This is a genomic window from Natronolimnohabitans sp. A-GB9, assembly GCF_030848565.1.
Lineage (GTDB): Archaea > Halobacteriota > Halobacteria > Halobacteriales > Natrialbaceae > Natronolimnohabitans.
In genome coordinates this window covers 38,005-54,675 of sequence record NZ_JAVDDV010000017.1, presented here as the reverse complement: position 1 = coordinate 54,675, position 16,671 = coordinate 38,005, and the positions used below count along the sequence as shown (strand labels likewise).

The following is a 16,671-nucleotide window of genomic DNA, read 5'->3' as shown; positions in this document are numbered from 1 at the left end:
TCTCGAGCAACTTGCCCCCGTGGCACTTCACTGGCTTCTGTTCGAATCCCCTCCCCTATACTCGATCGATGGATCACCAGTTAACTCCATGTCATTGACCGTCACTGAACTACACTAGTAGCCCGGTGTCGTTTAGAAGGATCACTGCTCTCGTCCCGTCACCATCACGTCGCCGCGTTCGGTCGTGACCTCGAGTCGATGCGTTCCGTCCCCGATGACGGCCTCGATCAACGAATCACCTGCCATCTCCGGGAGGTCCGCGACGTCGGAGACCGTTATCTCACCGGTGTCGGTCGTGAGGTCGAGCGTCAGATCGAGTCGGTCGGGCAGTCGGAGTTCGACGGCACCCGTGGTCGTCTCGATCGTCGCATCACCGTCGAGACCGGGAATCGACGCCGTGACGTCTCCAGACTCGTTCGTTAGCCGATCGATCGACGCGGGATCGGAGACGGTGATCGCTCCAGTCTCGCTCGCGACAGAGACGGTTCCGTCGACGGCGGCCAGCGTGACGTCGCCGGTCTCCGTAATCACGGTTAGGTCGCCGACGACGTCGGTCGCATCGACCGCACCTGAACCCGACTCGACGCGCTCAACGGAGAGTTCCTCCGGAACGGCGACGGACAGATCGAGGACTGGATCGGGTCGGAGACCGAACAGCGACCGTGACTCGTCGTGGTCGACCGACAGTTCGAGGACGCCGTCGTCGACGGTCGCCTCGAGTCCGACCATCTCGAGGTCGTCCCGACTGATCGCCGCCTTCTGGCCCTCGATGTCGATCCCGCCGTCAGAAGCCGTCTCGACGGCGACGTCGCCGATAGTCGTCTCGACGGCGATCGCGGTCAGTTCGTCGGCGGTGTAAGTCTCGGTAACCGTCCGCTCGACGTCCCGATCGCCGGAAAGACAGCCAGCGAGCCCACAGACACCCACGACGGCACCGCTGGCTACCATCGAACGCCGTGAGGTCGAGTAACGCATACGGTGGCGTACCTCAGGGGGCGACATAATGCCGACAGTTAGTGGAGCCAACAGTCACGTCGAACCGACTATCGACGTGTTCGTCCGAACTGTTTTTTACACGTTCTGCGTATCGAAACACAGATTTAGGGTGGTGGACCAGTACTGTACGAGTAGATGATCCGCGGCGTCGATCTCAACAGGCGTTCTCGTCGACTCGTCGACAGCCGCGAGCGACCGGGAGACGACGGCGTCCGGACCGGACAGCGGCCGAAACACGTCGAACAGTCCCGAATGGGGGTGTCAAACCGTGAGTGACTCCGAGGCGGGATCGAACGGGGAGATTACCGTCGTTGATGCGATCGATACCTACCTCCAACGCAAGGCTGTCGGCAATCCCGACGGCACGGGCGCGGGCACGTACGCCTCGAACGCAGAATCGATCCTGCGACGGTGGGCTGACTGGCTCGAGCGCGATCACGGCGTCTCCTCCCTGTTCGCTCTCGAGGTCGCGCACATGCGGGCCTACGCCGACGAGTTACGCGCCCGGGCCGACCGCGGCGAGTACACTGCCTCCACGGCTGGCACCTACTACGCGGTCGTCCGTGCGTTTCTCTCGTGGTGCGTTCGCGGCGGCATTCTCGAGTCGAATCCGGCAGCGACCGATGCAGCCGAAGCCACACTGCCGACTGCCGAGGAGCGGTCGAACGGTGACTACTGGACGACCGACCAACGCCGTCGACTCGAGGACTACGTCCGCACTCGCGCTCTCGAGGCCGCGTCGGTCGACGACCGCGACGAACGGATCTCTCGACTTCGGGAGTACGCCATGGTAGCGTTGCTCGCACACTCCGGCGTGCGCGGGTCGGAACTGTTCCGCGTCCCTGACGACGACCGGCGCACCGGTGCCACCTGGGACGACGTCGACTTCTATACGGGGACGATCCGCGTTCTCGGCAAGTCCCAGCGCCTGGAGGAAGTCGCCGTGCTCGCGCCGGCCCGGACGGCACTGCGGCGGTATCGTGTCGTGCTCGATCCGCCCGCCAACGACTGGCCGCTGTTCCCGACCCGCCATGCGCCTTCGATCGCCCGGCAAGTCCGGGAGACGCTCCGGGAACGGGGCCACGACGAGGAGGCTGTCGAGGAGTTACTCGAGTCACGGACGGCGACGGAACTCGCCCGCGAACGGGCGATCGCCCCGCCGGCGATCACGACCGAAGGCGCCCGATCAGTGCTCAAACGCCTCTGTAAGGAAGCCGGCGTCGACATCGACGGCGACTACCTGACGCCTCGTGGCGTCCGCGGCGACCGAACCGACGAGCAGACCCGACAGGAAGCGAGCCCCTCGAAACCACAACTGCGATCACCACCGTCCGAGCGAGCGATCGCCGTCCCACGAGAGCGGCCGCTCGTCGAACGACTCGACTCGACGACCGAACCCGACGACGCGACGGACTCCGAGTAACGACGACTGTTCCTCCCGCTCGAGTAACGCTGTACAATCGTTCCGGACAGCGGGTTATTGCAAGCCGTTCCAGGAAAAGAGGAGCAGCCGGATCAGGCCACCATGTCCTCGACGGCACTCTCGAGGAGGAGCTGGATCTCCGCCGAGAAGAACCCGAGGATCAACCCGAGTCCGGCACCGAGGACGATGGCGATCACCATCCCGTAGGTGATCGAGGCTCGGTCGACGTCCTCGCCGTCGAAGGGATGGAAGTAGATCCGGTTGATAAACGGTAGGATGTACCCTGCCGACAGCAGCGTGCTGCCGAGGACGAGCAGGGTGACGAGCCACATTCCCTCCTCGAAGGCACCGAGCGCGATGTACCACTTCCCGACGAACCCAACCGTCGGCGGAAGACCGATCATCGCGATCCCGAGGACGGCGAAGGCACCGGCCATCACCGGAGCACGTTTCGCGAGGCCAGCGTACTCGTCGACGGTCCGGATACCGCCAAAGCGCAACGCGAACATGCCTGCCAGGATGAACAGCGAGGCCTTGACGATGCCGTGACCGAAGATATGAAGCATCGAGCCGAAGAGCGCGGTCTCGTTCGCGACGGCGATCCCGATAAGGATGAGGCCGAACTGCGAGACCGTCGAGTACGCCAACACGAGCTTGATGTGATCCTGTAGGAGCGCAAAGAGGCTTCCGGCGAAGAGGCTCAAGAGCGCACCGACGAGCAGGAGCTGTGAGATCATCGGGTTCGCCTCGAGGAACGCGGGCGTGAAGACGGTGAAGATGATCCGCGCGAACGCATACACCGCGACCGCGGGCATCAGCGCCGAGATGACGGCACTGATCCCGTCGGGTGCCGAGGCGTGAGCGTCGGCCAGCCACGTATGGACCGGGAACAGCGCGATTTTGATCGCGAGTCCGACACCCATCAACACGAACGCAGTGACGACGACGGGTTCGGTGTAGCCGGCCGCCGCGAGCTGTTCGGGCAGCTCGTTCATCGTCAGCGTCCCCGTCGCCGCGAGCACGAGCGCGACGCCAAGCAGGTAAAACGACGCCCCGACGGTACCGACCAGCAAGTACTTGAACGCCGCGTAGGTCGACCAGCGGTACTTCGAAGACGAGACCAGGGCGTACGAGGAGATCGCCATGATCTCGAGGAAAACGTAGAGGTTGAAGATGTCGCCGGTGAGCACGACACCGAGCATTCCACCGGTCAACAGCAGGAAGCCGCCGTAGAAGGCGTTTCCACGTGGCCCGCCGATACGGGTGTAGACGAGGACGCCAAGGCAGATCAGCAAGACGAGGACGACGACGAGCATCGAGAACTCGTCGGCGAACAGTTCGATACCGAACGGAACCTCGATGCCGGCGACTTCGTAGCGGATCGATCCGTTCTGGTAGATGTTCCACGCGACCGTTACAGCGAGGGCAAACGTCGTCGAGAGGATCACCGCGGCGAAGCTCCAGCCGACGTTCTTCCAGCGGAGGCTGGCAGCGATGGGGATCGTCGCCGTCAGCAGCGGTAAGAGGACGATGGCGCCGACGAGCCAATCGAGTTCCGACATGATCAGCTCACCTCCCCCGGAACACACAGTGTGTCCGCTCCGTACTCGCTCCGGCTATCCGTCCGTGTCGTAAGGGTCGTCTCGGGAAGTGTACTCCTCGTCATTGTTAGTGGATGAACAGCGCGAATCCGAGTGCGAGCATGAGCACGCCGGTCGCGACGTAGATCGTCAGTCCGATACCGAGTTTCCCGCCAGTCTTTCCGGGAGTTCGCTCCAACCGCTGGTCGTACCGGTCACGCCAGCCGGTCGGAACGGCCGTTCGGATCGTCCGACTCGGGTCGTGGGCGGTCCGGACCAGGGCCCAGCCGGTGTCGACGACGGCGTCGTTGACCCGGTTGTACGTGCCGCCGATGCCACCGGACAGCCCCTTCGCGCCGTAGAACGCGAGCGGATCGTGACCCCGGTTGACGTCGATACCGCCGTGGAGCCGATCGAACAGCGGCTTTCCGACGACGAAGACTAACAGGCCGCCGGCCGCGAGGAGGGACGTTTTCGTGAACTGATAGAGGGTGTACGGTTCGGCCCCCCACGCGTCGCTGAATGGAACGATCGCGTACAGCGCCGGATAGTAGAGCCCGAAGCCGATACAGCCAGCGGCGACGCCGCCGGTAACCAGCCCGTGGCCCCAGTCAGCATCGGGCATATCGATCGGCTTGCCATCGAGGAAGGCGTAGTAGCCGAACTTGATGAACGAAGCGAAGGTACCGACGCTGCCTAGATAGAGCATCCACTCGAGGACCCCGAGCTCCCGGGCGATGACCGCGTCGGTCAACATCCCCTTGCTGACGAAGCCATTGAAGCCAGGAACGCCGGAAATCGACAGCGCACCGACGAGGAAGGCGCCAAGCGCGATCGGCGCGGTCGTACCGATGGCACCGAACTGATCGAGACCCTCCTTGCCGATCTTGAGGATGATGATCCCCGCGGCCATGAACAACAGCCCCTTGTAGAGGATGTGGTTGAACAGGTGGGCGAAGCCGCCGGCGATGCCGAGTTGCGTCCCGACGCCGATGCCGACGAGCATGAACCCGACCTGTCCCTGGATGTGATAGGAGAGGAGTCGGCGCATGTCCTTCTGGGCCAGCGCGAACGCCGCCCCGTAGATCGCCATCGCGCCGCCCATGTACGCGAGGTAGAGGTTCCCTTCGGGGAACGCGCGGTAAGCGGCGTAGACGGCAGTCTTGGTGGTATAGCAGGCAAGGAACACCGACGTCGCGACGTGTGGGCTCGGATAGGTGTCGGGCAGCCAGGCGTGGAAGCCGATGATCGCCGCGTTCAGCCCGATCCCGACGCCAGCCAACAGCGCCGGCACCGAGACATCGAGGCCGAAGATCGGAACCTCCATCCCACCGATTCCGGTGCCGTCGAAGTGGAGTGCGGTCGGACCCGGATCGAGCGTGAACAGATAGAGGACGATCCCGGCCAGCAGGAGACTACCACCGATGGCATGAGCCAGCGCGTATCGGAACCCGGTCCGAATCGCACGGCCGCCGGTGTGCCAGATGAAGATCGTGCTGGCGATGGCCATAGCTTCCCAGCCGACCAGCAGGCCGAGCCAGTCGCCGACCATGACCGTCCACAGCGAGGCGGTGACGTAGCCGAGCCCCCACATGAGGTGACGGTTGTTCGTCTCGGCGAAGTAGGCATAGGCGACCGCGAAGGCACCGAACCCACCGAAGATGATCGCCATCAGCCGCGAGAACTGATCGACCTCGAGGACGATGATCTCGAATCCCATGAACGTCGCCGTCGGGCCGACACCCTCGGGTGCGAGCAGCCCCCAGGCGACGACCGCGATCAACGAGAGCGTGGCGACGCCGTGGGCCAACCGCCGCGATAGCAGCGGGACGAGAGCGATTGCGACGGCGACGATCAACGCCGGGGGAACGGTGAGTAGTTCGTTCATTCAGCACTCACCTCCCCAGCACCGTCGACGATTCCCTGGATCAGGTCGAAGAAGACCATGTGATCCGGCACGATTCCGAACAGTAGTACGAGCGTCGCAGTCGTCATCAGTGGTACGAGCATCAGCAGCGTCGTTTCGGAGAAGCGGCCGTCCGGATGGCTCCAGCCGTCACTCGGCGGGAGTTCGACGTGGCCGTGACCGTGACCGTGATCGTCGTCGTGGTCGTCGCCACCGTCGGTACGGAACTCCTGGGATTCGGCCGGCGTGCCGCCGAACGGGCTCTCGAGCACCGGCTTCTCGCCGTGGTACGTCGCCGTCTCGAAGAACGCAGTGTAGATGATCGGCCAGAAGTACGCGACGTTCAGCGCACCCGACGTGACGAGCACGGCTGCAACCAGCAGGTTGCCGGCCTCGGCACCACCCCAGATGAGGTGCCACTTGCTGACGAAGCCAGCGAGAATCGGGATCCCGGCCATACTCAAGCTCCCGATCGTGAACGCCGACATGGTGATCGGCATCCGTTTCGCGACGCCGGGCATCTCGCTGATGTACTTGATGTCGAGTTGGACGTACAACGCACCGGCACAGAGGAACAGGGTAAGCTTCGCGAACGCGTGTGCGGGAATGTGCAGTAAGCCGCCGGTCAGCGCCATCGGATACAGCAGCGCCATCCCGAGGACGATGTACGACAGCTGTGCAATCGTCGAGTAGGCGAGTCTGGCCTTGAGGTTGTCCTGACGGAGCGCGAACAGACTCGAGATGACGATCGTCGCACCGGCGAGGATCGCCAGCGGCGTTCCCATCCCGATCGCGTAGACCGTCTCCGGTCCGAAGACGTCGATCACGGTCCGGGCGACGCCGAAGGCGCCGGCCTTGACGACCGCGACAGCGTGGAGCAGTCCCGAGACGGGCGTCGGCGCGACCATCGCGCTCGGTAGCCAGGCGTGGACCGGCATGACACCGGCCTTCACGGCGAAGCCACCCGCCAGCAGTGCGAACGCGGCTCGTGCGGCCCACGGATCGTCTTCGGCGAGCGTCGCGAGTCCTTCGATCCCGCCGCGGGTAAAGGAGATGTCGCCAGCGAGCCAGAACACTGCGACCAGTCCGCCGAAGACGGCGAGACCGCCGGAGAGCGCGTACGCGAGGTACTTATAGCCCGAGACGCGGGCTTCGGTCGACTCGTCGTGAGCGACCAGCGGGTAGGTCGCAAGCGTCAGGACCTCGTAGAAGACGAGCAACACGAAGATGTTCGCGGCAAAGGCAACGCCGAGTGCGGCGCCGACGCTGGCACACAGCATCGCGAAGAACCGCGTCTGATACGGCTCGTGGTGACCGCGCATGTAGCCGATGCTGTACAGCGCCGTAACCACGTAGAGGCCACTCGAGACGAGTGCGAACACCATGCCGAGCGCGTCGGCACGGAGGGCCAGTTCGATCCCTTCGACGAACATCCCGAACTCGGTCACGTGGACGCGACCATCGAGGACGTCCGGGACCATACTGGCGACGATGGTAAACATCGAGATGGCCGCGAGCAACGACCACGCCTCACGGACGTTTGGCCGACTCTTCGAGAGGAAGATCAGGGCCATCGCCAGGATCGGGATGACCAGGACTGCAGCCGGCCGGAGCGACGAGACTTCCGTCGTACTCGCGAGAACGGCCTCAGTCATCGCTTCCACCCCCGTTGTTCGACGACGTGGTATCGTCGGCGGCGATCGCCGCCTCGATCTCGCGGGCGTCTAACGTGCCGAACTCGGCGTAGAGCCGGATCGTCAGCGCCAGTGCCAGCGCCGTTAGCGCGACACCCACGACAATCGCGGTCAACACGAGCACGTGAACCAGTGGGTTCGCATGGGGTTCTTCCATACCGATGATCGGCGGCGTAGCCCCGTCGACGTAGCCGATGGTGACGAGCATCAGGTAGACCGCGATCTGGGCGAAATTGAGTCCGATTACCTTCTTGATCAGGTTCGGATTGTCGATCATCATGTACAGCCCGATCAGGAACAGGGCGAACGACGTGAAGTAGTAGTGATAGGCTTCGATCATATGGATTCACCTCCGTCCTCGAATCCCGAGGCAAGCCAGACGATGAGGCCGATGATGACGCCAGCGACGAGCGCGGCGATAGCGACCTCGACGAGTTTGACCATGTCTTCGACCGTCAGCGGGAAGACGAACAACTCGAGGACGTCGCCACCGAGCACGATGGCACCGAACGCGACACCACCGAAGATACCGGCACCGAGCAGGAACAGGCCGGCGAGCGCTCGTGCGTCGAGCCACTTCTGTGTCGGCTCGAAGCCGAATGCCATCGCGACCAGGACGACCGACGTAGCCATCACCACACCACCCTGGAACGCGCCACCGGGGAGGCTGGTACCGAACAGCGTCAGGTAGATCCCGAACGCGACGACGAACGGCGTGATCGTCCGCGCGGCCGTCTTGACGACGGGACTCTCGACGACGTCGGTCGTCTGCTTCAACTGATCGGCGCCCTGTTCGGGACCGATCGGCGCTGCGTCCTCGGCGGTATCGTGTGCAGCAGCTCCTGGATCCTCGTGGGATTCGTCCTCGACGGGGTAGCCGTGGATCTCGTCGGAGGAGTTTGGATTCCGTCCCCCGTCGGACTCGACGTCGTTGTCGGCGTCGTAGTCGTCTCCCGTCATAGGATATCCTCCCGTTCGAGTACGATGAGGATGCTCACCGCCGCGGCGAAGGCGACGATGAGTTCACCGAGCGTGTCCAGTCCACGATACACGACCAGCACTGCGACGACTGCGTTGGGGAAGCCGGTCTCCTCGAGCGTCTCCGCGACGTAGTAGCCATACGGCGTCTGGTCTCCGTTCGCGTAGGTCTCTGCGACAGCGGGAGCGGTCTCCGTGCCGATCTCCGGCAGCGACAGGAACGTGTAGGCGAGCGGAATCGCGAGTGCGCCGATGACCATCATCGCGGGAACGTTCGGGGATCGGAACGATCGGAGACGGCTTCCGTCCGCTTCATCCTCATCCTCATCCTCGTCGCCGGACATGCCGACCGTCCGGACGACGGCGATGAGAAACAGCACCGAGGTGACCCCGGCGCCGACAGCAGCCTCGATCAGCGCTACGTCCGGCGCAGCCAGCAGGACCCAGATCACCGCGATCCCGAGCGTAAGGGCGGCGAACGTAACGATTGCACCGACGACGTCGTTCGCGAAGGCGACGAACAACGCGCCGATGATAACGAAGGCAATCAGTGCGAGTTCGAGCCAGATCATCGTGATCCCTCCTGTGAGCTATCGTCAGTCGTCCAGACATCGACACCGCGGCTGTATGCGGCCCGGGTGATCGCGTGGGCCGCCGTCGGATTCGTGTAGTAGATGAACACGAGCAAGAGCGCCGCTCGAAGCACCTCGCCGACCGTTCCGAAGTAGATGGCGACGGCGAGGATCGCGAAGCCGGCACCGAGCGTGTCCGCCTTCGTTGCCGCGTGCGATCGCGAGTAGACGTCGGGAAGTCGGATCATCCCCACGGCGGCGACGAAGGTGAAAAAGACTCCGAGGGCGACGAGGAGCACGATGAGTGCGGTTACGAGTGTCATCGCCACTCCACCCCCTCGCTACTGTACGTAAACCGGCCGACGACCAGGCTCAACACGAAGTTGAGCAGGGAATAGACGATCGCGATGTCGAGATACTCCGGTCGATCGGTACCGGCAGCGATCAACGCGAGCACGATGACGATACTCGTTCCGATCACGTTGACGGCAACGACGCGATCGTGGGTCGTCGGTCCGGCGACGACCCGGTAGAGGACGATCGCTGCAAGGACCACGACGATCGCAGCCCCAGCCAGCAAGGCAGTGTTTGCGAGTTCACTCATCGTCATCACCTCCCGTAGACGGTTCGGCGGCGACGGCGCCGCCGTCCTCGGACTCCGGAGCGTCCGGGCCGATGATGGGACTGGCGTCGCCTCGTTCGGCTGGTCCCGGTAACTCGAGGCCCTCGCGGCCATAGAAAAGGTACCGGACGGCGCGTTCGTGGACGCCGTCGAAGAGGTCCTCCTGTGCGCTCGCGTTGAGCGAGTGAACGAGCAGGCAATGACCGTCGGCGTCGACGGTCAGCGTCCCCGGCGTCAGCGTGATGCTGTTTGCAAACGCCGTCACCGACATGCCGCTACCGACGGCGGCGTCGACGCGATCCAATCGCGGATCGATCGGGAGTTTCGGGTGTAACACGACGTAGGCAAACAGGACGTTCGCCTTCGTGATCTCCCACAGCAGGTACGGAACGAACACGATGCCGCGCCCGATCGTCGAAAGAAGCGGGCCGGCAGTCGGTGTCGTCTCGAACGCGACGTTTCGCAACAGCCCCGCGGCGATGAGCGCGGTGACCACGGCCGAGCCGAGCACGAAGGGATCGAGCAGTCCGTAGACCGTTCCGCCGAGTGCGAGGTAGAAGCCGAAGGCGACGATACCGACCACGCCACCACGGACCAGTTCGTCCCACGTCGGCCGCACGCTCGGTTCCGCGACCGGCGCCCGTTCGTACTCGATAGCCGCGTCGTCTAGCAGTGACTCGAGTGACTGCAGTGTCGGTGCCGTCGCATCGATCGAGTAATCCGGATCGACGACGATTCGATCCAGCGCGTGCCGATAGGCGTACTCGAGAAACAGTTCGACGTGCTCGGCTGGGCCGGCGATATACTGGTCTGCCCCGAGCAGTGCCGACGTCACCGGAAACTCATCCGGTGCAGCCTCTCGAGCGCGGCGTTCGGCCCGCTCTAGGACCCGTTCGTCGGTTTCGAGTGTGCCCCTGTCGACGTGGTGGCCCGGAACGGTCCGGACGAGATGAATACCGCCGTCGGTCTCCCGCGCGACGTCGACGGCGTACGACACCGTCTCCTCGAGCGTCGACGACGGTGCGACCGGAACGAGGATCCCGCCACGGTCGCTCATCTCGGCCACCTCCGGTTCGGTGTGGCACACAGAACGGGTTCTGCGAGCCGTATGACTGCTGATCGCCGGTCGAGCACGTCACACGACTCGAGCGTGTCCGCGGCGGCGGCCCGAACCGACTGCTGGACGCGACCGTCGTCCAGCAGCGGTGCGAGCGGTCGATCAACCGCCACGGTCTCCCCCTCCAGGTGACCGTTGTTTACTACTCATGACTCACTTCTCGTTAGTCGACCCAAGCGTTACCCGTAGGAAAACTATTTCGTTATCCGCCAGTTAGCCCGTAGGATCGATAAATTGCCGTCTCGCATTCATGTATCTTTGTATACGTTTTAGTTTTCGGCAATAGTCGAAACACACGTTCAATACCGGACCTCGATTACGGGGGAGCACCATCGGGATTATGGCGAGAGGCGGCAGAATCGGGCCATGAGTCGACACAGACCACAACGTTTACAATCTAATTTTCAGTAGAAAAAGTAGAGTTTATGGCGACGAACGAAACCGTCGAAACTGCTGAGACACACGACGAACTCCTCGCGAGCCCCTGACGCAGATGAAACGACGAACCGAACAACAGCGCGATCGACTCGCGGCCCACGTCTTCGTCTGTACGAACGACCGCGACTCAGAGTACGCCTGCTGTGGCGACGCTGGTGCGGACGAGACCGTCGACGCCGTCAAATCCTGGCTCCGGGAGCGTAACGCCTTCTGGTCGCCGATCGGCGTCTCGACGACCGACTGTCTCGCCCTCTGTAGCGAGGGTGGTACCGCGATCACGATCCAGCCCCGAAACGAGTGGTTCTCCGATGTCCGACCCGAGGACGTCCCGGACCTACTCGAGGCCGAGTTCGGACCGAACGCCCAGCGACTCGCCGGCGACACCGGACAGACACGCGACTGACCGACGGTAGAGAACCGAGAACGGCCGCGTGATCCACCGGTTCTCGGATATCGCGTGTGCCGATACGTTCGTGACCGTCACCTCGGCGAGTCGACGAGAGACACGACTCACCAAACTAGTGATTTTCTAACGCCCGCGTGTGTAAAGCGGAGTCGTATAGGACAGCAGTGGAATCAACTGACGAGCAACTCACAGCCGGTCGCGGTATGTCGGTGCTGACGGACAGAGTCCACACGGCGGATACTCCGTCAACAGTCACACTGCAACCGAGTCCACGAGATATCAGAGGGAAATTGTCACGATGTCGCACGATCCACAGGACGGACAGGTCGTCTCGGCCCCCGAGACCGTCGTCCCACAGCGGCGACACTCGTGGTGAACCCGTGCTCCAGACGTCTCACTACGAGCGCCGGAAACCCAGTCGGATAGTTTCTCCAGTATTGTCATTCGTAATCGTGACTATCGTTGAAACCTGATTATCGAACCCATAAATACTTTCCGCCTATTCCTGGAATTTATAGACTAGTTCTAGTTATTTACTTCCTAGTAACAATATCTGTCGTGTAATTACTATCACTACCATCGAAACAACCATTCAACTGACAAGCCACGGGCCACCGCGCCCGTGGCAGTTGACACACGACCTCGACGAACACGGCTGCCCACCGTAACCGGTCGAATTTTCATCCCTGTACGTCGGGTGATACGGACTGCTGTACCGAGTGACCGCAGATCGCCGACCCCGTCCTGGTGATCGGCGGGACGTGACGACAGTAGACTGTATGAGTAGCTAATCCATCACAAACTTTCATCCTGTTCCACGTAGGCGGCTTACACATGTCAAGTGCAGATACTGACACTGACGTGGTGTTCGTCGACGGGGCACGCACGCCACACGGAACGCTTCTCGGATCGCTCGCGGGCGTCGACCCGGTCGAACTCGGCCGGACGGCGATGGACGGACTCCTCGAGCGCGTCGATATCGACGAAACCGCAGTCGACTGGGTCGGACTCGGTAACGCGATCCAGGCCGGTATCGGCCAGGTGCCGGGACGGCAGGTCGTCGTGGAGTCGACGCTCCCAAACGAGACGCGGGCGACGACGATCAACGAGGCCTCGGGGTCAGGTATGAGCGCGATCTCCCTCGCAGCGGATCGGATCGCGACCGGGCGCGCCGAACTGGCGATCGCAGGCGGCTTCGAGTCGATGACGAACGCACCGTGGGTCCTCCCCGACTACCGGAAAGGAAAACGCCACGGCGACGTCAAACTCAAAGACTCGATGCTGTTGGACTCGCTGTGGGACGTCAACCTCGATCTCCACATGGGCGAGATCACCGAGCGGATGGTCGGCCGCGAAGACATCAGCCGGGAGGAACAGGACGAGTATGCACTCGAGAGTCACCAGCGAGCGGCCGACGCCATCGAGTCGGGCGCGTTCGACGAGGAGATCGTCCCCGTCGAAACCAGTGACGGGACGGTCGACACCGACCAGGGACCCCGACCCGACTCGACGCTGTCCGATCTGGCCGCGCTCCCGACACCGTTTCGCGAAGACGGCACTATCACGCCCGGCAACGCCTCGAAGCTCAGCGACGGCGCCGGAACCGTCCTGCTGGCCGACGAAGCGACGGCCGTCGACCGCGGCCTCGAGCCGATGGCACGACTCGTCGACTACGCCACCGCCTACCGTGATCCCGCGGCGTTCAACGAAGTCGTCGTCGACGCCGTCGAGGCAGTCCTTGAGGCGAACGATCTCGCGGTCGACGACGTCGACGCCTGCTGGATCAACGAGGCCTTCGCGGCCCAGTCGGTGTACGTCATGGACCAGCTCGGAATTCCACGCGAGAAGATGAACCCCAGCGGCGGTGCAATCGCGTTCGGTCATCCGATCGGCGCCTCCGGCGGCATGCTCGCGGCGAGTCTCGCCTCCCAACTCCGGGACGACCCTGACGTCGATCGCGGGCTGGTCGGCATGAGTATCGGCGGTGGCGGAGCGATCATGGGGCTGCTCGAGGCGCCCTAACAGGGGAAGCTGGCTCGTCCTTCGAGACGTTTAGGTAGCAGCCGTTACGAGGTGTGTCAAATGACGCTGTATTCGCGAGTTCGCCCCCTCGCATTCAGACTGCCGGCCGAGACGGCCCACGACCTCGGCAAACGGACGCTCCGAGCGACTCAGTCGACGTGCCCGACCCGGAAAGCGCTCGCTGCTGCGTATCGGTACGAGCATCCAGCCCTCGAAGTCGACCTGTTCGATACGACGTTTCCGAACCCTGTCGGCATCGCGGCTGGCTTCGACAAGAACGCCGAAGTGACCCACGCTCTCGAGGCGCTTGGCTTTGGCTTCGTCGAGATTGGCACCGTCACCCCGTACCCACAGGAGGGCAACGACCGACCGCGACTCTTCCGACTGCGGGAGGACGAAGCGATGATCAATCGAATGGGGTTCAACGGCCAGGGCATGGAACGAGTCAAGGAGCGACTCGAGGCCGACGGGACGCCCGCGTTCCCGCTGGGCGTCAACATCGGCAAGATGAACTCCTCGACGAAGGAGGAAGCGATCGAGGACTACCGCCGCGTTTTCGATCGGCTCTCACCGTTTGCCGACTACGTCGTCGTCAACGTCTCCTGTCCGAACACGCCCGACGAGTTCGACGAAGCCTCGCCCGACCATCTCCGGACGATTTTCGAGACTCTCGAAGCCGAAAACGACGCGGACGTCCCGATGCTGGTGAAGATCGGGCCGGACGAACCAACGGACTCGATCCTCGATCTCGTCGACATCGTCCAGGAGTTCGGCCTCGACGGCATCGTCGCGACGAACACCTCGACGAGCCGCGAGGGACTCGAGTCACCAAACCGCGAGGAGTGGGGCGGACTCAGCGGGAAACCGGTCGAGGACCGATCGACCGACGTTATCCGAACGATCGCCGACTATACCGACGGCGAGTTGCCCATCATCGGCGTCGGTGGCGTCGACTCACCGGGCAGTGCCTACGCGAAGATCCGTGCCGGTGCCTCGCTCGTCCAGTTGTATACCGGGTTCGTCTATCGGGGACCATCGACGGCAAAACGGATCAACCGAGGCCTCGTGGCGCTGCTCGAGCGCGACGGGTTCGAATCGATCGAAGACGCGGTCGGGGCCGACCTCGAGTAACCGCGATAAGCGAGGTCAGCGGGAGTCAGCCCGGTTCGTGGTCGTCGATCGCGTCGTCGAGACCGTGATGTTCGGCCGGACCGACGACGTCGGAGGGTGTATCGTCCGGGATCTCACGAGTGTTCGAATCAGGTTCCTGTCTCTCTACCACCGGCTCCGTCTCGCCGCCGGTAACTGAGAGATACACCGATTTGAGTCGTTCCGTCTCGTTCGGCTCGGTATCGAGTTCGGTTCCAGTTTCGGACATGTGACAACCCGCATCGGTCTCGACGGATGACGAGAATATATACTCTCTCACGAATTTCAGAATTTGTAACTGGTCGGTGGAACGGAGATGGTCAGCCGGCACGACCGCAGCCGGATCGTGGTCGCGTCGGCACTGACGGACAGCAGTCCGGCTCAGTTGACGTCGACTCGAGTCCCGTATCCCGACTCGCCGACGACGTCGCCGTCCTCGTAGACGACCTCGCCGCGAACGACCGTCGTGACTGCCGTCCCGGTAAAGGACTCGCCGACGAACGGTGTCACGCAGTTTTTCGAGTGGAGTTCGTCGCCGTCCTCGAGGGTCCACTCGACGTCGGGGTCGACGATCGTGAAGTCGGCGTCGGTACCGATCTGCAGCGATCCCTTCTGGGGGTACATCCCCCACACCTGGGCGGGCCGGGTCGAGTGGCGACGGACCCACTCCTCCAGCGTGAGTCGCCCGTCGTCGACGAACGTAAGCATGGCTGGCACCTCGGTCTCGAGGCCGACGAAACCCGAGATCGCGTCCCAGGTGTTCCCGAACGGATCGTCGACTTTCTTCTCCTCGGGTGTATGGGGTGCGTGGTCGGTCGCGATGCAGTCGATCGTGCCCTCGTCGATCCCGACGTCCCAGAGTTTCTCGCGCTCGTCGGCGTCCCGAATCGGGGGCTGGATACGAGCCGGATTACCCTTCTCACGCATCACCTCCTCAGTAAACCAGAGGTAGTGGGGGGTCGTCTCGGCGGTGACGTCGACACCCCGTTCTTTCCCGCGGGCGACGGCCTCGGCGGCCGAGCCAGAGGAGACGTGGAACATATGGATCTTCGCGCCGGTCTCCTCGGCGAACGTGATCATGCGCTCGACGGCCTCCCGTTCGGCGACGACGGGCCGCGAGTGGGAGTGATCGATGGGGTCGTTTCGTCCTTCGGCCTTGAACTGCGCCGTGTAATGGTCGATGATCTCGCCGTTCTCCTCGTGGAAGCCGAGCCGTTTGCCCGTCTCGCGGATCCGCTCCATCGCCTCTATGATCTCGCCGTCGTTCGGCGGCGGAACGTCACCGACCGTCGACCCGAGGAAGATCTTATAGCCGAGTGCACCGGCCTCGTCGAGGTCGGGGATCAACTCGAGGTTCTCGCTCGTGACGACGACGTAGCTCTGGAAGTCGACGTGAGCCGAGGCCTCACCGCGTTCGAACTTCAACTCGAGGTTCGCCGGGCGGTCGATGACCGGATCCGTATTCGGCATCCCGACGACGGTCGTCACGCCGCCGGCGGCCGCGGCCCGCGTGGCCGACTCCCAGTCCTCCTTGTACTCGAGGCCGGGTTCGCGGTTGTGGATGTGACAGTCGACGATTCCGGGAACCAGAACCTTTCCGTCACCGTCGACGATTCGGTCAGCGTCCGGAAGCCGGTCACTGCGTCCGACGGCGACGATGTCCCCGTCTTCGACGGCGACGCCGGCGTCGGGCGTCCGTCCGGCAGGGGTGACGACGGTACAGTTGTGCACGACGAGATCGACAGTCATTGGCGGGAATTGCCGAGGG

The 16,671-nt window shown here is 63.3% G+C and carries 16 protein-coding genes; 4 read left to right on the top strand and 12 right to left on the bottom strand.

The window, feature by feature from the left end; translation table 11 throughout:
• Positions 1–141 precede the first annotated feature (141 nt).
• Positions 142–975: a DUF4097 family beta strand repeat-containing protein gene (locus tag RBH26_RS16860; protein ID WP_306759550.1), complete on the bottom strand. Its 834-nt coding sequence runs from the start codon at positions 973–975 to the stop codon at positions 142–144.
• A gap of 289 nt (positions 976–1,264) precedes the next feature.
• On the opposite strand from RBH26_RS16860, the gene RBH26_RS16855 reads away from it, so the two are divergent.
• Complete coding sequence (locus RBH26_RS16855) at positions 1,265–2,419, top strand: recombinase XerD (protein ID WP_306759549.1); 1,155 nt, start codon at positions 1,265–1,267, stop codon at positions 2,417–2,419.
• Between the two features lie 92 nt (positions 2,420–2,511).
• Here RBH26_RS16855 and RBH26_RS16850 read toward each other — a convergent pair whose 3' ends face one another.
• From RBH26_RS16850 to RBH26_RS16810, 9 genes are all read right to left on the bottom strand, one after another.
• The gene (locus tag RBH26_RS16850; protein WP_306759548.1) at positions 2,512–3,981 is read right to left on the bottom strand and encodes a monovalent cation/H+ antiporter subunit D family protein; all 1,470 of its coding nucleotides are present in this window, start codon (positions 3,979–3,981) and stop codon (positions 2,512–2,514) included.
• Positions 3,982–4,087: 106 nt separating this feature from the next.
• Complete coding sequence (locus tag RBH26_RS16845; protein ID WP_306759547.1) at positions 4,088–5,887, bottom strand: Na(+)/H(+) antiporter subunit D; 1,800 nt, start codon at positions 5,885–5,887, stop codon at positions 4,088–4,090.
• Complete coding sequence (locus tag RBH26_RS16840; RefSeq protein ID WP_306759546.1) at positions 5,884–7,560, bottom strand: proton-conducting transporter membrane subunit; 1,677 nt, start codon at positions 7,558–7,560, stop codon at positions 5,884–5,886. Before RBH26_RS16840 ends, RBH26_RS16845 begins: the two co-directional genes overlap by 4 nt.
• Entirely contained in the window at positions 7,553–7,939 is a 387-nt protein-coding gene (locus RBH26_RS16835) for a cation:proton antiporter subunit C (protein WP_306759545.1), read from the bottom strand. The genes RBH26_RS16840 and RBH26_RS16835 overlap by 8 nt, the downstream gene beginning before the upstream one ends.
• Positions 7,936–8,559: an MnhB domain-containing protein gene (locus RBH26_RS16830; protein WP_306759544.1), complete on the bottom strand. Its 624-nt coding sequence runs from the start codon at positions 8,557–8,559 to the stop codon at positions 7,936–7,938. The genes RBH26_RS16835 and RBH26_RS16830 overlap by 4 nt, the downstream gene beginning before the upstream one ends.
• The gene (locus tag RBH26_RS16825; RefSeq protein WP_306759543.1) at positions 8,556–9,149 is read right to left on the bottom strand and encodes a DUF4040 domain-containing protein; all 594 of its coding nucleotides are present in this window, start codon (positions 9,147–9,149) and stop codon (positions 8,556–8,558) included. Before RBH26_RS16825 ends, RBH26_RS16830 begins: the two co-directional genes overlap by 4 nt.
• On the bottom strand, positions 9,146–9,472 hold the full coding sequence (gene mnhG / locus RBH26_RS16820) for a monovalent cation/H(+) antiporter subunit G (RefSeq protein ID WP_306759542.1): 327 nt from the start codon (positions 9,470–9,472) through the stop codon (positions 9,146–9,148). Before mnhG ends, RBH26_RS16825 begins: the two co-directional genes overlap by 4 nt.
• Positions 9,469–9,753, bottom strand: a complete 285-nt coding sequence (locus tag RBH26_RS16815; RefSeq protein WP_306759541.1) for a cation:proton antiporter — start codon at positions 9,751–9,753, stop codon at positions 9,469–9,471. The genes mnhG and RBH26_RS16815 overlap by 4 nt, the downstream gene beginning before the upstream one ends.
• A complete protein-coding gene (locus RBH26_RS16810; protein ID WP_306759540.1) occupies positions 9,746–10,828 on the bottom strand; it encodes a monovalent cation/H+ antiporter subunit E in 1,083 nt (360 codons plus the stop codon). Before RBH26_RS16810 ends, RBH26_RS16815 begins: the two co-directional genes overlap by 8 nt.
• Before the next feature lie 553 nt (positions 10,829–11,381).
• Here RBH26_RS16810 and RBH26_RS16805 point away from each other — a divergent pair.
• From RBH26_RS16805 to RBH26_RS16795, 3 genes are all read left to right on the top strand, one after another.
• Positions 11,382–11,729, top strand: a complete 348-nt coding sequence (locus tag RBH26_RS16805; protein WP_306759539.1) for a (2Fe-2S) ferredoxin domain-containing protein — start codon at positions 11,382–11,384, stop codon at positions 11,727–11,729.
• Between the two features lie 837 nt (positions 11,730–12,566).
• A complete protein-coding gene (locus tag RBH26_RS16800; protein ID WP_306759538.1) occupies positions 12,567–13,754 on the top strand; it encodes a thiolase family protein in 1,188 nt (395 codons plus the stop codon).
• 60 nt (positions 13,755–13,814) lie between these two features.
• Entirely contained in the window at positions 13,815–14,885 is a 1,071-nt protein-coding gene (locus tag RBH26_RS16795; protein WP_306759537.1) for a quinone-dependent dihydroorotate dehydrogenase, read from the top strand.
• Between the two features lie 25 nt (positions 14,886–14,910).
• On the opposite strand, the gene RBH26_RS16790 is transcribed toward RBH26_RS16795, so the two are convergent.
• The gene (locus RBH26_RS16790; RefSeq protein WP_306759536.1) at positions 14,911–15,132 is read right to left on the bottom strand and encodes a hypothetical protein; all 222 of its coding nucleotides are present in this window, start codon (positions 15,130–15,132) and stop codon (positions 14,911–14,913) included.
• Between the two features lie 152 nt (positions 15,133–15,284).
• Positions 15,285–16,652 (bottom strand): allantoinase AllB, encoded by a 1,368-nt coding sequence (gene allB, locus RBH26_RS16785; protein ID WP_306759535.1) that lies wholly within the window; start codon positions 16,650–16,652, stop codon positions 15,285–15,287.
• Between the last annotated feature and the right edge of the window lie 19 nt (positions 16,653–16,671).

What these genes read in the sequence shown, in the direction of transcription:
- RBH26_RS16835 (WP_306759545.1), bottom strand. Translation starts at nt 7,939, where the DNA reads ATGATCGAAGCCTATCACTACTACTTCACGTCGTTCGCCCTGTTCCTG.
- RBH26_RS16845 (WP_306759547.1), bottom strand. Translation starts at nt 5,887, where the DNA reads ATGAACGAACTACTCACCGTTCCCCCGGCGTTGATCGTCGCCGTCGCA.
- RBH26_RS16830 (WP_306759544.1), bottom strand. Translation starts at nt 8,559, where the DNA reads ATGACGGGAGACGACTACGACGCCGACAACGACGTCGAGTCCGACGGG.
- RBH26_RS16850 (WP_306759548.1), bottom strand. Translation starts at nt 3,981, where the DNA reads ATGTCGGAACTCGATTGGCTCGTCGGCGCCATCGTCCTCTTACCGCTG.
- RBH26_RS16805 (WP_306759539.1), top strand. Translation starts at nt 11,382, where the DNA reads ATGAAACGACGAACCGAACAACAGCGCGATCGACTCGCGGCCCACGTC.
- mnhG (WP_306759542.1), bottom strand. Translation starts at nt 9,472, where the DNA reads ATGACACTCGTAACCGCACTCATCGTGCTCCTCGTCGCCCTCGGAGTC.
- RBH26_RS16840 (WP_306759546.1), bottom strand. Translation starts at nt 7,560, where the DNA reads ATGACTGAGGCCGTTCTCGCGAGTACGACGGAAGTCTCGTCGCTCCGG.
- RBH26_RS16860 (WP_306759550.1), bottom strand. Translation starts at nt 975, where the DNA reads ATGCGTTACTCGACCTCACGGCGTTCGATGGTAGCCAGCGGTGCCGTC.
- RBH26_RS16800 (WP_306759538.1), top strand. Translation starts at nt 12,567, where the DNA reads ATGTCAAGTGCAGATACTGACACTGACGTGGTGTTCGTCGACGGGGCA.
- allB (WP_306759535.1), bottom strand. Translation starts at nt 16,652, where the DNA reads ATGACTGTCGATCTCGTCGTGCACAACTGTACCGTCGTCACCCCTGCC.
- RBH26_RS16825 (WP_306759543.1), bottom strand. Translation starts at nt 9,149, where the DNA reads ATGATCTGGCTCGAACTCGCACTGATTGCCTTCGTTATCATCGGCGCG.
- RBH26_RS16795 (WP_306759537.1), top strand. Translation starts at nt 13,815, where the DNA reads ATGACGCTGTATTCGCGAGTTCGCCCCCTCGCATTCAGACTGCCGGCC.
- RBH26_RS16815 (WP_306759541.1), bottom strand. Translation starts at nt 9,753, where the DNA reads ATGAGTGAACTCGCAAACACTGCCTTGCTGGCTGGGGCTGCGATCGTC.
- RBH26_RS16810 (WP_306759540.1), bottom strand. Translation starts at nt 10,828, where the DNA reads ATGAGCGACCGTGGCGGGATCCTCGTTCCGGTCGCACCGTCGTCGACG.
- RBH26_RS16790 (WP_306759536.1), bottom strand. Translation starts at nt 15,132, where the DNA reads ATGTCCGAAACTGGAACCGAACTCGATACCGAGCCGAACGAGACGGAA.